The 13436-nt window shown below is 63.7% G+C and carries 13 protein-coding genes; 7 read left to right on the forward strand and 6 right to left on the reverse strand.

Annotated elements, in window-relative coordinates; all coding sequences use genetic code 11:
- The 4 genes from bioA to BMZ70_RS25765 all read right to left on the reverse strand — a co-directional run bounded on the left by bioA (position 1) and on the right by BMZ70_RS25765 (position 4295).
- Entirely contained in the window at positions 1-1329 is a 1329-nt protein-coding gene (bioA, locus tag BMZ70_RS25750; protein ID WP_092280908.1) for an adenosylmethionine--8-amino-7-oxononanoate transaminase, read from the reverse strand.
- An 8-nt stretch (positions 1330-1337) separates the two neighbouring features.
- Positions 1338-2123: an enoyl-CoA hydratase/isomerase family protein gene (locus BMZ70_RS25755; RefSeq protein WP_092280910.1), complete on the reverse strand. Its 786-nt coding sequence runs from the start codon at positions 2121-2123 to the stop codon at positions 1338-1340.
- A gap of 11 nt (positions 2124-2134) precedes the next feature.
- On the reverse strand, positions 2135-3742 hold the full coding sequence (locus BMZ70_RS25760; RefSeq protein ID WP_092280912.1) for a carboxyl transferase domain-containing protein: 1608 nt from the start codon (positions 3740-3742) through the stop codon (positions 2135-2137).
- A gap of 109 nt (positions 3743-3851) precedes the next feature.
- Complete coding sequence (locus BMZ70_RS25765) at positions 3852-4295, reverse strand: YchJ family protein (protein WP_092280914.1); 444 nt, start codon at positions 4293-4295, stop codon at positions 3852-3854.
- Between the two features lie 101 nt (positions 4296-4396).
- Between BMZ70_RS25765 and BMZ70_RS25770 the strand changes: the two genes are divergently transcribed.
- From BMZ70_RS25770 to BMZ70_RS25800, 7 genes are read left to right on the forward strand one after another with little or no spacing between them, the layout of a single operon-like run.
- On the forward strand, positions 4397-5137 hold the full coding sequence (locus BMZ70_RS25770; RefSeq protein WP_092280916.1) for a GntR family transcriptional regulator: 741 nt from the start codon (positions 4397-4399) through the stop codon (positions 5135-5137).
- Positions 5138-5144: 7 nt separating this feature from the next.
- Positions 5145-6026, forward strand: coding sequence for an N-acetylmuramic acid 6-phosphate etherase (murQ, locus tag BMZ70_RS25775; protein WP_092280918.1), 882 nt, complete (start codon positions 5145-5147; stop codon positions 6024-6026).
- Positions 6023-7282: an MFS transporter gene (locus BMZ70_RS25780; RefSeq protein WP_092280920.1), complete on the forward strand. Its 1260-nt coding sequence runs from the start codon at positions 6023-6025 to the stop codon at positions 7280-7282. Before murQ ends, BMZ70_RS25780 begins: the two co-directional genes overlap by 4 nt.
- 32 nt (positions 7283-7314) lie before the next feature.
- On the forward strand, positions 7315-8985 hold the full coding sequence (locus tag BMZ70_RS25785; RefSeq protein ID WP_092280922.1) for a glycoside hydrolase family 10-like protein: 1671 nt from the start codon (positions 7315-7317) through the stop codon (positions 8983-8985).
- A gap of 2 nt (positions 8986-8987) precedes the next feature.
- Positions 8988-9887, forward strand: coding sequence for an N-acetylglucosamine kinase (locus tag BMZ70_RS25790; RefSeq protein WP_092280924.1), 900 nt, complete (start codon positions 8988-8990; stop codon positions 9885-9887).
- A gap of 21 nt (positions 9888-9908) precedes the next feature.
- Complete coding sequence (locus BMZ70_RS25795) at positions 9909-10736, forward strand: peptidoglycan recognition protein family protein (protein ID WP_092280926.1); 828 nt, start codon at positions 9909-9911, stop codon at positions 10734-10736.
- Positions 10733-11347, forward strand: coding sequence for a M15 family metallopeptidase (locus BMZ70_RS25800; RefSeq protein WP_092280928.1), 615 nt, complete (start codon positions 10733-10735; stop codon positions 11345-11347). The genes BMZ70_RS25795 and BMZ70_RS25800 overlap by 4 nt, the downstream gene beginning before the upstream one ends.
- On the opposite strand, the gene ampC is transcribed toward BMZ70_RS25800, so the two are convergent.
- Both ampC and BMZ70_RS25810 read right to left on the reverse strand, forming a co-directional pair.
- Positions 11344-12459, reverse strand: coding sequence for a class C beta-lactamase (gene ampC / locus BMZ70_RS25805; protein ID WP_130301075.1), 1116 nt, complete (start codon positions 12457-12459; stop codon positions 11344-11346). The two genes, BMZ70_RS25800 and ampC, sit on opposite strands and share 4 nt — an antisense overlap.
- The gene (locus tag BMZ70_RS25810) at positions 12456-13433 is read right to left on the reverse strand and encodes an aldo/keto reductase (RefSeq protein WP_092280930.1); all 978 of its coding nucleotides are present in this window, start codon (positions 13431-13433) and stop codon (positions 12456-12458) included. Before BMZ70_RS25810 ends, ampC begins: the two co-directional genes overlap by 4 nt.
- Positions 13434-13436: the final 3 nt, after the last annotated feature.

A 13436-nucleotide genomic window follows, 5' to 3' on the forward strand; every position in this document is an offset into this window, starting at 1 on the left:
TCAGCCCGCCATCACTTTATTGAACACGGCCAGCGTGTTGGCGGCCAGGCCGTCGATTTCCTCGTCGCTGAGGATGTAAGGCGGCATCATGTAGACGGTGGAGCCGATGGGACGCATCAGCAGTTCGTGTTCGGTCGCGGTGGCGAAGAAGCGGCGCGAGAAGTCTTGCGGCGCGTCGATGGCATCGAAGGCCCAGATCATGCCGCGCTGGCGGAAGTTGCGCACTTGTTCGTGTTGGGCCAGCGGTTGCAGGGCATGCGTCAGGCGCGCGGCTTTGATCTTGTTGGCGTTGAGGACGTCGTCTTCTTCGAAGATTTGCAGCGTCGCCAAAGCGGCGCGGCAGGCCAGCGGATTGCCGGTGTATGAGTGAGAGTGCAGGAAGCCGCGTGTGACGTCGTTGCTGTAGAAGGCTTGGTAGATTTCGTCGCGTGTCATCACCAGTGACAACGGCAGGTAGCCGCCGCTGATGCCTTTCGACAGGCACAGGAAGTCTGGCCATACGTTCGCCTGTTCGCAGGCGAAGAAGGTGCCGGTGCGGCCGCAGCCGACGGCGATTTCGTCGAGGATCAGGTGGACGTTATGCTGGTCGCACAGGGCGCGCACCAGTTGCAGGTAGAGCGGGTCGTGCATCGCCATGCCGGTGGCGCATTGCACCAGCGGTTCGATGATGATGGCGGCGATTTTGTCGCCACGTTCGATGAACAGGCGCTCCACATCGGCGGCGGTGCGGCGGGCGACGTCTTGCGGCGTTTCGCCATCCACAGCGGCGCGCGCATCGGGCGACATCACGGTTTGTGAGGCGCGCAGCAGCGGGCCGTAAGCGTCCTTGAACAGCGCGACATCGGTCACGGCCAGCGCGCCGATGGTCTCGCCGTGGTAGCTGCCTTTGAGGCAGACGAATTCTTGTTTATCCGCGTGGCCGTTGTTGCGCCATGAGTGGAAGCTCATCTTGAGCGCGATTTCAACGGCGGACGCGCCGTCGCTGGCGTAGAAGCTGTGGCCCAGTACATGGCCGGTCAGCGCCGACAGCTTCTCGGACAATTCAATCACCGGCTCGTGCGTGAAGCCGGCCAGCATGGCGTGTTCCAGCGTATCCAGCTGGTCTTTCAGTGCCGCGTTGATGCGTGGGTTGGCATGGCCGAACAGGTTCACCCACCACGAGCTGATCGCGTCGAGGTAGCGGCGGCCTTCATGGTCGTACAGCCATGCGCCCTTGCCCCGGCTGACCGGGATCAACGGGACGGTTTCGTGATGCTGCATCTGGGTGCACGGATGCCATACGCTACGCAGGCTACGCGCGACCCAGTCGCTTTGTTTGTTCAATTCCAAAACTGCTCCTAACTTAGCCAGGCGGGCTTTCTCTTCTCAAGGAAGGAAGCCACGCCTTCGCGCCCTTGGTCCGAGGCGCGGATATGCGCGATGCGCTCGGCCGTATCGGCCAGCAGCGCATCGTTGACTTCTTGCCCGACCACTTCGCGCACCAGCACTTTGGCGTGCTGCACGGCGTTCGGGCTGTTGTTGACCAGCGCTTTGACGATTTCCGCGACCTTGGCATCCAAAGCCTCGGCGGAAACCACTTCGTGTACAAAGCCGATGCGCAGCGCCTCCTGCGCGCCGAAACGTTCGGCCGTCAGGAAGTAGCGGCGTGCGGCGTTTTCGCCCATCGCTTTGATCACGTATGGCGAAATGGTGGCCGGTATTAAACCCAGCTTCACTTCGCTCAGGCAGAAATTGGCCTCTTCCACCGCGACGATGATGTCGCACGCGGCCGCGAGGCCCATGCCGCCGGCGTAGCAATCGCCCTGCACCTTGGCCACCACGGGCTTGGGACACAGGTAGATGGTACGCAGCATCTCCGCCAGTTGCAGAGCGTCGGCATGGTTTTCGGCGTGCGTGTAGCCCGCCATTTTTTTCATCCAGTTCAAATCGGCGCCGGCGCAGAAGGCCGGGCCGTTCGCCGCCAGCACGATGGCGCGCAGCGCGGCATCATCGCCCAATTCGCTGAAGGCTTGCTTAATTTCGGCGATGGTCGTTTCGTTGAAGGCGTTGCGCACGTCCGGGCGGTTCAGCGTGACGGTGGCGATGTGGCCTGCGCGTTCGATGGTGAGCGTGGTGTAGGTCATGTCATCGCTCCTTACATGCGGAAGACACCGAACTTGGTGTCTTCGATTTCCGCATTCAGCGCGGCGGACAGGCCGAGGCCCAGCACCATGCGTGTATCGGCAGGATCGATCACGCCGTCGTCCCACAGGCGCGCGGTGGCGTAGTACGGGTGGCCCTGCTGCTCGTACTGCTCCTTGATTGGCTGCTTGAACGCCGCTTCTTCTTCGGCCGACCATGCGCCGCCCTTGGCTTCGATGCCATCGCGCTTGACGGTGGCCAGCACGGATGCCGCCTGGTCGCCGCCCATCACCGAGATGCGGGCGTTAGGCCACATCCACATGAAGCGTGGCGAGAAGGCGCGGCCGCACATGCCGTAGTTGCCCGCGCCGAAGCTGCCGCCGATGATGACGGTGAACTTGGGCACTGCGGCGGTGGCGACAGCCGTCACCATCTTGGCGCCGTTACGGGCGATGCCTTCGTTTTCGTATTTGCGGCCGACCATGAAGCCGGTGATATTTTGCAGGAACACCAGCGGGATCTTGCGCTGTGCGCACAGTTCGATGAAGTGCGCGCCTTTCAGTGCAGACTCGGAGAACAGGATGCCGTTGTTGGCGATGATGCCGACCTTCATGCCGAAGATGTGGGCGAAGCCGCACACCAGCGTGGTGCCGTAGCGGGCCTTGAATTCATCGAACTCGCTGCCGTCGACGATGCGGGCGATCACTTCGCGCACATCGAAAGGCTTGCGGGTATCGACCGGGATCACGCCGTACAACTCCTTGGCCGCATAGGAAGGCTCCACGGCCTCGCGCAAAGCGCCCTGCTGCGGCTTGGTGCGGTTCAGATTCGAGACGATGGTGCGCGCCAGCGACAGCGCGTGCAAATCGTTCTGCGCCAGATGGTCGGCCACGCCGGACAGGCGCGTGTGCACATCGCCGCCACCCAGATCTTCCGCCGTCACCACCTCGCCGGTGGCTGCCTTCACCAGCGGCGGACCGCCGAGGAAGATGGTGCCTTGCTCCTTCACGATGATGGATTCGTCGCTCATCGCCGGCACATAAGCGCCGCCGGCGGTGCAAGAACCCATCACCACCGCGATCTGCGGAATGCCCTTGGCCGACAGGTTGGCCTGGTTGTAGAAGATGCGGCCGAAGTGATCGCGGTCCGGGAACACGTCATCCTGATTCGGCAGATTGGCGCCGCCCGAGTCGACGAGGTAAATGCACGGCAAATTGTTTTGATCCGCGATTTCCTGCGCGCGCAGGTGCTTCTTGACCGTCATTGGGTAGTAAGTGCCGCCCTTGACGGTGGCATCGTTACAGACGATCACGCACTCTTGGCCGGCCACGCGGCCAATGCCGGTGATGATGCCGGCGGCCGGCGCCGCATCGTCGTACATGCCGTAGGCGGCCATCTGCGACAGTTCAAGGAAAGGCGTGCCGGAATCGAGCAGCATCTGCACGCGGTCGCGCGGCAGCAACTTGCCGCGGGCGACGTGCTTGGCCGAGGCCGCCTCGCCGCCGCCGAGGGCGATCTTGGCGACCTTGGCGTGCAAATCATCGACGACAGCCTGCATGGCGGCCGCGTTGGCCTTGAAATCCTCGCTACGAGGGTTAAGTTTGCTTTCGATCTGCGGCATTGCTTTTCCTTTTCTAATTCGGGGTCAGAGCCGACATTCGGACACGAGCTCAGCTACGGCGTAGCTGAGCTCGTGTCCGAATGTCGGCTCTGACCCCGAAGTGTCATCATTATTCTGGAAAACTACCGTCAACGTAAAACCAGCGCAGGTCTCCTCCTTCTGCCGGTTCGCGTACAAAGTTGCTGATCTCGTGCAGGCGCTGGGCCCGGCCATTGATCTTGAACCGGGCCACAAACTCCACCGTATCCTTTGTCAGATCGGCATCATCTGCTTTACGTTGACGTAAACGTAAACGTAAAGCAGATTTTACCTCAAGTCCCAGCCATTGCACCTTTTCCTCTTCGCTCATGATGGGCTCGGCCGGCCGGGTGCTGGCGTGCCAGGTGGCCAGCAGGTAGGGTTCGTTGCGCTGGCCGTAGGCGGTATAGCGCGAACGCATCAGCGCTTCGGCGGTCGGTGCGATGGCGGAACCATCGATGTACGGGCCGCAGCAGGTGGCGAGCGAGGGGCCGCCGCAGGGACAGCCGGCAGGCGCGGTGGGCTTCTTGGACATGGTTGGAAACAATCTGAACAGATGATGCAAACCTCGCATTATCCGCCAAATACAGGCATTTCGCCGCCCTTGGATTACACTAGAGGCGTGAGGAGAAATGAATGAGCGATACCAGTTTTGAATTCAAGGCGGATGCCAACGACAGTTCGCCGTTGTACATGCAAATTGCCCGCAAATTAAGCGACGATGTGCTGAATGGCCGTTACCAGGTCGATCAGGCGCTGCCCTCCGAGCGGACCTTGTCGGAGTTGCTGAACGTGTCGCGGGTTACCGCACGCAAGGCGATCGACCAGTTGGTGGACCAGGGATTGGTGGTCCGCCGTCGCGGATCGGGCAACTATATTGCGCCGCGCATCGAGCAGCCGCTGTCCAACCTCACCAGTTTTTCGGAACAATTGCAGCAGCGCGGCCACATCCCCGGCTCGCGCTGGCTCAAGCGCGCGGTGGTGACGCCGACGCCGGAAGAGCAACTGAGCCTCGGCCTGTCGCCGTACTCCAAGGTGGCGCGCCTGGAACGTTTGCGCCTCGCCGACGATGTGGTGATGGCCTATGAAGTATCGGTGCTGCCGCAGACCGTGCTGAACGACCCGAACGCGGTCGGCAATTCGCTGTACCAGTACCTGGAAAGCATCAACAAAGCGCCGGCGCGGGCCTTGCAGCACATCCGCGCCATGAATGCTTCGCCCGAGCTGGCCAAGCAACTGGGCGTGCCCGAGGGGCAGGCGGTGCTGTACATCACCCGTATCGCCTACCTCGAATCGGGCGAGGCGATGGAACTGACCCACTCCTACTGCCACAGCGACCACTACGATTTCGTGGCGGAGATGCGCCGCGCAACTTAAAAAAACTATGCTGAAAACCGAGACGCCGAGTACGCAGCACACCGAACTGGACTTGTACCCGGTGCAGGATCTGGTCGACGCCCTGCTCGACGACCAGGCGCTGGCGGCGCAGGCCGTGAAGGCGGCCTCGGCCAGCGTCAGCGCGGCGGTGGAGGCGATGGCGCCGCGCATCGCCGCAGGAGGGCGCCTGATTTACGTCGGCGCCGGCACCTCGGGGCGGCTGGGCATACTCGATAGCGTGGAGTTGTTCCCCACCTTCTCGTGGCCGCACGAGCGGGCGGTTCCGCTGCTGGCCGGCGGCCTCGGCGCGATGTTCGAGGCGGTCGAAGGCGCGGAGGATGACCGCAACAAGGGCGCGGCCGACCTGCGGCTGCTCTATCCGACTTACAACGATGTGGTCTTGCTGGTGGCCGCGTCCGGCACCACGCCGTATGTGCTGGGCGCGATGCAGTCGGCGCGCACGGTGGGGGCGCTGGCGGTAGGCATCGCCAACAATGCCGGCACGCCCTTGCTGGCCGGGGCCGACATCGGCATCCTGCTGGACACCGGGCCGGAACTGATCTCCGGCAGCACGCGCCTGAAGGCGGGCACGGCGCAGAAAATCGTCCTCAACACCCTGTCGACCGCGTTGATGGTGCGGCTGCACAAAGTCTACGGCAACCTGATGGTGGACCTGCAAGCGACCAACGCCAAGCTGACCGAACGCACCATCCGCCTGACCATGCACGCCACCGGCGTGGACGCCGAAACAGCGCGCACCGCGCTGGAGCAATGCCAGCACCAGGTCAAAACCGCCATCGTCATGCTGCTCAAAAAACAAACCGCCGACCAGGCCCAGTCGCTGCTAGACCAGAACCACGGCAACCTCCGCGCCGCCCTCAACGCATGAAGCAGCGTAGTCCTTGGGCTTGGGTGCCGAGTGTGTCGTTTGGGCAGGGGGTGCCGTATGTGGCCGTGATGATGCTGTCGACGGTGATGTACAAGAATCTCGGCATCTCCAACGCTGATCTGGCGTTTTATACAGCCTGGCTGTATCTGCCGTGGGTGGTAAAGCCGTTGTGGTCGCCCATCGTAGAGATGTTCGGCACCAAGCGGCGCTGGACGGTGTTGATGCAGCTGGTTGGCGGCGCCGGCCTGGCGGCGGTCGCGCTCACTTTGCATGCGCCCGAGTTCTTCCGCTGGACGCTGGTGATTTTCTGGCTGATGGCGTTCAGCTCGGCCACGCACGATATCGCTTCCGATGGGTTTTACATGCTCGGCCTGCCGACCCAGCATCAGCAGGCCGCCTTCGTCGGCGTGCGCAGCGCGTTCTACAAGCTGGCGATGATCGGCGGCCAAGGCGGCTTGGTCTACATCGCCGGGGAGCTGATCAAGGCCTCCGGCGATCCGGCGCGTGCGTGGTCGGTGGTGTTCGCACTGATGGCGGGACTGTATCTGGCGCTGTGCGCGTATCATCAATTTGTGCTGCCGCGCCCGGATGTGGACCGCAGCCACGCCAGCGGCGGCGCGCTGTGGCGGGATTTTGTCCACACTTTCCGCAGCTTTTTCCAGAAGCCGGGCATTATCCCAACCTTGGGATTCTTGCTGCTATACCGCCTCGGCGAGGCGCAGTTGCTGAAGATGGCCGCACCCTTCCTGCTCGATCCGCGCGACAAGGGTGGGCTGGGCCTGAGCACCTCGGATTTCGGGCTGGTCTACGGCACCATCGGCGTATGCGCGCTGGTGATTGGCGGGCTGGCCGGCGGCGTGACGGTGTCGCGTTTCGGCCTCAAGCGCGCGCTGCTGCCGATGGTGTTCATCATGCACGTGCCCGATCTGGTGTTCGTCTACCTCGCCACCGCGCTGCCGGATCACCTGGTGCTGATTTCGGCGTGCCTGGCGGTCGAGCAGTTCGGCTACGGCTTCGGCTTTGCCGCTTTCCTGCTGTATATGGTGCTGGTGGCCGATGGTGAACATAAAACCGCCCACTACGCCATCTGCACTGGCTTCATGGCCCTCGGCATGATGTTGCCGGGCATGGTCAGTGGCTGGATCCAGCAAGCGCTTGGTTATCAACAGTTCTTCATCTGGGCCTGCATCTCGACCTTGCCCGCGTTTGTGATGACGCTGTTGGTGCGTATTCCAGCTGAGTTTGGCCGAAAATAGCCATTACAATACGGTCTCAACTGATTCGGAGAGTGGTTTTGGTTTTTAATGCGAAGAAGCGGCTGACGTTGTCGGCCGGTGTAGCGGCGGGTCTGGCGGCGTTGCTCGAGGGATGTTCCAGTACGCCGACCGCGCCGATGCCGGAGACCGGGACCGTGCCGGGCGGCTCCGCTGCGCCCGCAGGCTCGCCGGTGCCGCCGTCCACGCCAGCGGTCGCCAACGCTAACATGCCGCCGCCGGCGCCGCGCGAATTCCGCGCCGCATGGGTGTCGACCGTCGCTAACATCGACTGGCCGAGCCGCAGCAACCTGACCACGGCCAGGCAGCAAACCGAAGCCCTCGCCATTCTCGACCGCGCCAGGGCGCTGAACCTGAACGCCATCGTGCTGCAGGTGCGCCCGAGTGCCGATGCGATTTATCCGTCCGCGCTGGAGCCGTGGTCGGAATTCCTCACCGGCCAGCAGGGCCGCGCGCCGGCGCAGCCGTGGGATCCGCTGCAGTTCTGGATCGAGCAGGCGCACGCGCGCGGGATGGAGCTGCATGCGTGGTTCAATCCCTACCGCGCGCGCCATGCGACGGCCAAGTCGCCGCTGGCGGCCAGTCACATCGGCCGCACGCAGCCGGATGTGGTCAAGCCGTATGGCCGCTACCTGTGGATGGATCCGGGCGAAGCGGCCGCCTCGCAGCACACGCTGGACGTGGTGCTGGACGTGGTGCGCCGCTACGATATCGACGGCGTGCATATCGACGATTACTTCTACCCGTACCCGATTGATACGCCAAATGCCGCCGGGCCGGAAGGCGTGGCGCTCGATGGCGGCGTTGGCGCCAAGCAGGAGCTGGAGTTCCCGGACCAGGCCTCGTGGCAACGCTACCTGCTCGGCGGCGGCACGCTGGACCGCGCGCACTGGCGCCGCCAGAACGTGAATTCGCTGATCGAAGCCATGTACCTCGGCATTCGCAAGGAAAAGAGCTGGGTGCGATTCGGCATCAGCCCATTCGGCATCGGCCGTCCAGACAGACGCCCGGCCGGCATCATCGGTTTCAGCCAGTACGACAAGCTGTATGCGGATGCGGAACTGTGGCTGGCCAACGGCTGGCTCGATTACCTCGCGCCGCAGCTTTACTGGCCGGTGTCGCAGGCGCCGCAGGCGTTCGATGTGCTGCTCGATTACTGGCTGGCGCAGAACACGCGCGCACGCCATGTCTGGCCCGGCTTGTACACCAGCCGCATCGACAACAGCGCCAAGGCTTTCGCACCGGAGGAAATCGTCAAGCAGATCAGCGTTACGCGCAGCCGCAACGGCGTGCGCGGCCACCTGCACTTCTCGATCGCGGCGCTGATGGAAAACCGCAAGGGCATCGCCGATCAGTTGAAAGCGCAGGCCTATCAAAGCGCGGCGCTGACGCCGGCCACGCCGTGGTTGGGCGCCGACGCGCCGACCGCACCGCAAGCGGCCGCGCGGCGCGAGAGCAACGGCGTGGCCTTGAAGCTGGCCGCTGGCTCGGGCAAGCCGGTGGCGCAGTATGCGATCTGGTCGCGCTACGGCAACGAGTGGCGCTTCGCGGTGGCCCCGGCTTCGCGTCCGGTACTGCTGCTGGCCGACGATGCGGCGGGCGGCGCGGCGCAAGCGGTGGTGGTCAGCGCGGTCGACCGCCTCGGTAATGAAAGTGAACGTATCAACGTCAATCTACGGAGCTGATGATGAGTGAACTCGGTCTGGGCATCGACGCCGGCGGTACGCAAACCCGATGGGCGCTGGCGGATGCAACCGGCGCCATTGTGGCCGAGGGCAGCGTGGCTGGCATGTCGGCCACGCAGATGGGCAGCACGGCCGGCCGCGACGCGGTGCGCGGCATCTTCGCCATGCTGGCGACGCAGGTGCTGGCCGCCGGCCAGCCGGTGCGCGCGTGCGCAGGCCTGACCGGCTTCGATGGCGTCAGCACGCAGGCCGCGCAGATGCTGGCGGAAGCACTGAAGATCGCGCCGTCGGCCATCGGCATGCGCAACGATGTGGAGATCGCGTATCTGGACAGCTTTGCGCCGGGCGAGGGATATCTGGTGTACGCGGGCACCGGCTCCATCGCCGCCTTCATCGACACCAACGGCCAGTTCCACCGCGCCGGTGGACGCGGCGTGACGCTCGATGACGGCGGCGGCGGTTTCTGGATCGCGCGCGAAGCCATGCGCCACATCTGGCGGCTGGAAGACGAGCAGCCCGGCGTGTGGCAGCAATCGGCGATGGCACGCGCGGTGTTTGCGCAGATCGGCGGCAGCGACTGGTCCTTGTCGCGCCAGTTCATCTACGGCCAGGATCGTGGCGCCATCGGGCAGCTGGCGCTGGCCGTCGCCGCCAGCGCCGATGCCGATCCGGTGGCGCGCAATATCCTCGAGCGGGCCGGCAGCGAGTTGGCGCGGATTGCGCTGGCCCTGGTGGGCCGCTATGGTGCGCGGCCGATTGCGCTGGGCGGCCGGGCGGCGCATCTGCATCCGTTGATCGCGCAGAGCATGCGGGCGGCGCTGCCTTCGGAGCTGTCGCTGGCGCAGCGGCATACGCTGGCGCATCACGCGGCGGCGCGGATTGCTCTACACTCCCATCATTGAATCGCTTTTCGAGATCGTCCCATGAAGATTGTTCCCCTCCTTGCTATTGCTGCCGTGCTGGCAGGTTGCGCCACGGTGCCGTCGCCGGAGGGGCCGCGCCTGGACCGTTCGCTGTCGGCGCGCGGGCAGAGCGACCGTATCAAGTATGTGATCCTGCATTACACGGTGAGCGATACGCCGCGCTCGATCAAGACACTGACCACCACGGACGTCAGCGCGCACTATCTGCTGACGGACACGGAGCAGCCGTTCTTCTACACGCTGGTGGATGAATCGCGCCAGTCGAACCATGCGGGCATCAGCAGCTGGAAGATTTACAACCAGCTCAATTCGGCGTCGATCGGGATTGAGATTGTGAATCCGGGCTTCAGGGAGACGCCGGAAGGGCGCGTGTATGCACCGTTTCCGCAGGCGCAGATCGATCAGCTGATTGTGCTGCTGAAGGATATCGTCAAGCGCCACAATATCGCGCCGGGGAATATCCTCGGGCATAACGACATCGCGCCGCAGCGCAAGCAGGATCCGGGGCCGCTGTTCCCGTGGAAGCAGTTGGCTGATGCAGGGCTGATTACGTGGCCGGAGCCGAGCCGCGTGGCGGCGCGTATCGAAGGCTTCCAGCAGCAGCTGCCGGAAGTGGCGTGGTTCCAGCGCAAGCTGGCGGAGGTGGGCTACGCGGTACCGCAGAGCGGCGAACTGGATCAGGCCACGCGCAATGTGGTGTCGGTGTTCCAGACCAAGTACCGGCCATCGCAGTACGATGGCACGCCGGACCCGGAAACCGCAGCGCTGCTGGAAGTGCTGACCAGTCCATTGCCGACACCACCGGCCGCCGCACCCGAAGGACGATGAGCGCCTCGACCGTCCCCTGCGAAGCGATTGCCGGCCATCCTGACTTCCGCCGGCTGGACAGCATTGCAGGCATCGCGGTCGATCTGCGCTATGCCACGGCCGATAACTTCGTCGGCCGCGATCTCTACTCGCCGCTGGACTGCCGCTGGCTGCACAAGGACGCTGCCGCCGCGCTGGAAGGCGCAGTCGCATGGCTGGCCGCCCGCAAGCCCGAATACAAGCTGCTGGTGCTGGATGCCCTGCGCCCCCAGCGCGTGCAGGAACAACTATGGGCCGCCCTGCAAGGCACCAAGCTGCTGACCTACATCGCCGATCCAGCGCGCGGCTCGATCCACTCCTTCGGCATGGCGCTCGACCTCACCCTGCTGGACGCGCAAGGCCGTGAGCTCGACATGGGCACCGGCTTCGATGACCTGAGCGAACGCTCGCATCCCGCGCTGGAAGAGGGTTTGCTGGCGGCTGGCCAGCTCAGCGAACAACACATCGAAAACCGCCTCTGGCTGCGCAACGCCATGCTGCACAACGGCTGGCAAGGCATCAACACCGAATGGTGGCACTTCGATTGCGGCGACCGCCAGCACGTACGCCAGCACTACACCCGCGTGCTTTAATTTTCCAGTTGCGTCAGGATTGCGTGAGCAGCCTTTACACGAGCTGGAATCGGGTAGCTTTTATTCGCCAGAATCACGATGCCGATTTTCTTCTCCGGCACAAACAGCACATACGCACCGAAGCCGCGCGTCGAGCCGGTCTTGTCGTACAAACCGGATTCCGGCTGCGGCGCGATGCGCTTGGTGGCGTTAGCCTTGGAGAGCATATCGACCGAATTCCCCGCCAGCAGATTGTCCAACGAGGCAGGATACGCAAACTGCTCCCAGCCAAGACCCTGCGTCATCACGCCGGTACGGAAGTAGCCGATGTGCGTACTGGCGATGGCCGGCAGTTTGGTCGGCGCGATGTTGGCCTGCACGTAGCGAATCATGTCGGCGCTGGTGGAGCGCACGCCGTAGGTCTCCTCCGAGAACAGGTCGGGACGCATGCGCACCGGCTTGTCCTTGTCGTAGCCCCAGGCGTAGTTCGGCATCGCGCTATCGGGCACCTTGATGTAGGTGTTGGTGAGGCCCAGCGGCGCGAACACGCGCTGCTGCATGGCGTCGGCAAAATCCTCTTTCAACGCCAGCGCGGTGAGATGGCCGAACAGCCCGAGACTAGGATTTGAATACTCACGTATCTTCCCCGGTTTGGCTTTCGGCTTCCAGTTACGGAAGTAGGCCAGCATGCTGGCTTCATCGTTGGTGACAGCATCCGGAAATTGCTGCGGGAAGCCACCGGCGCTGTAAGTAGCGAAGTTGAGCACCGTGGCCTTGTCGACGGCACGGCCCTTCAGCTGCGGCATATAGCGGCTGGGATGATCGTCCAGCGACAGCTTGCCTTCCGCCACCGCAATCGCCGCCAGTGTGGCGGTGAAGGTCTTGCTGATCGAACCCAGTTCGAACAGCGTATTCTCGCTGACCGGCGTGTTGCTCTCCTTCGACGCGAGGCCGTAGTTGTAGAAACTGGTCTTGCCGTTCACCGTGACGGCGACAGCAACACCGGGAACATCGTATTCCGCCATCACCGGCTGGATGGCTTGGTCGACAGCGCCGCGCAAATCGGCGGCGTGTGCGGAAAGGCAGAAGCTAACTGCAAGTGCAAGGGTAAGACGTTTCAATGTAATCCTTATCGGTCGACGGTGGCCATGCGTTCGGCGCTGTAGCGCGGGCCGGCCACCTGTTGTAATGCGGCTTCCAGCGCGGCCATGTCGGCGGCGCTGAGTTGAATGTCGGCGGCCGCCGCATTCTGTTCGAGATTGCTGCGGCGGCGCGTGCCGGGAATCGGCACGATATCGTCGCCCTGCTGCATCACCCACGCCAGCGCGATCTGGCCGGGCGCCACGCCGCGTGCGGCGGCGAGATCGCGCACCGCTTGCGCCGCCTGCATATTGGCGTCGAAGTTCGCGCCCTGCATGCGTGGGTCGAGATGGCGGAAATCGGTCGGCGGATATTCTTCCGCGCGTTTCGCGGTGCCGGCCAAAAAGCCGCGTCCCAATGGGCTGAATGGCACCAGGCCGATGCCCAGCTCACGCAGCACAGGAATGATGTCATCTTCCAGATTGCGCTCCCACAGCGAGTACTCGCTCTGCAAAGCACTGATCGGATGCACCGCATGCGCACGGCGGATATTGGCGACACCGGCCTCGGACAAGCCGAGATAGCGTACCTTCCCCTCGCGCACCAGATCGGCCATCACGCCCACCACGTCCTCGATCGGCACTTGCGGATCGATGCGGTGTTGATACAGCAGATCGATGTAATCGGTATCGAGACGGCGCAGCGAGCCTTCCACCTTGGCGCGGATCTGTGCCGGGTCGCTGGTGACGCCGACATTGGCCCCATCGCGGATATCGAAGCCGAACTTGGTGGCGATGATCGCCTCACTGCGCCGCCCCTTGAACGCGCGGCCCAGCAATTCCTCATTCGTGTACGGCCCGTACACTTCGGCCGTATCGAAGAAATTCACACCCAGCGCCAGCGCCCGATGCAGCGTGGCGATGGACTCCGCTTCATCCGCCTCGCCATACGCGAAGCTCATGCCCATGCAACCCAGGCCTTGAGCGGAGACGGTTAATCCTTGCTTACCTAATGCACGTTGTTTCATGTT

Origin of the sequence: Duganella sp. CF402, from assembly GCF_900109645.1 — a bacterium.
In the GTDB taxonomy this organism is placed as follows: domain Bacteria; phylum Pseudomonadota; class Gammaproteobacteria; order Burkholderiales; family Burkholderiaceae_D; genus Rugamonas.

Bases quoted from the DNA above. Each gene is read 5' to 3' on its own strand.
- BMZ70_RS25790 (WP_092280924.1), top strand. From the start codon at position 8,988: ATGAGTGAACTCGGTCTGGGCATCGACGCCGGCGGTACGCAAACCCGA.
- BMZ70_RS25760 (WP_092280912.1), bottom strand. From the start codon at position 3,742: ATGCCGCAGATCGAAAGCAAACTTAACCCTCGTAGCGAGGATTTCAAG.
- BMZ70_RS25780 (WP_092280920.1), top strand. From the start codon at position 6,023: ATGAAGCAGCGTAGTCCTTGGGCTTGGGTGCCGAGTGTGTCGTTTGGG.
- murQ (WP_092280918.1), top strand. From the start codon at position 5,145: ATGCTGAAAACCGAGACGCCGAGTACGCAGCACACCGAACTGGACTTG.
- BMZ70_RS25765 (WP_092280914.1), bottom strand. From the start codon at position 4,295: ATGTCCAAGAAGCCCACCGCGCCTGCCGGCTGTCCCTGCGGCGGCCCC.
- BMZ70_RS25770 (WP_092280916.1), top strand. From the start codon at position 4,397: ATGAGCGATACCAGTTTTGAATTCAAGGCGGATGCCAACGACAGTTCG.
- BMZ70_RS25810 (WP_092280930.1), bottom strand. From the start codon at position 13,433: ATGAAACAACGTGCATTAGGTAAGCAAGGATTAACCGTCTCCGCTCAA.
- BMZ70_RS25800 (WP_092280928.1), top strand. From the start codon at position 10,733: ATGAGCGCCTCGACCGTCCCCTGCGAAGCGATTGCCGGCCATCCTGAC.
- BMZ70_RS25755 (WP_092280910.1), bottom strand. From the start codon at position 2,123: ATGACCTACACCACGCTCACCATCGAACGCGCAGGCCACATCGCCACC.
- BMZ70_RS25795 (WP_092280926.1), top strand. From the start codon at position 9,909: ATGAAGATTGTTCCCCTCCTTGCTATTGCTGCCGTGCTGGCAGGTTGC.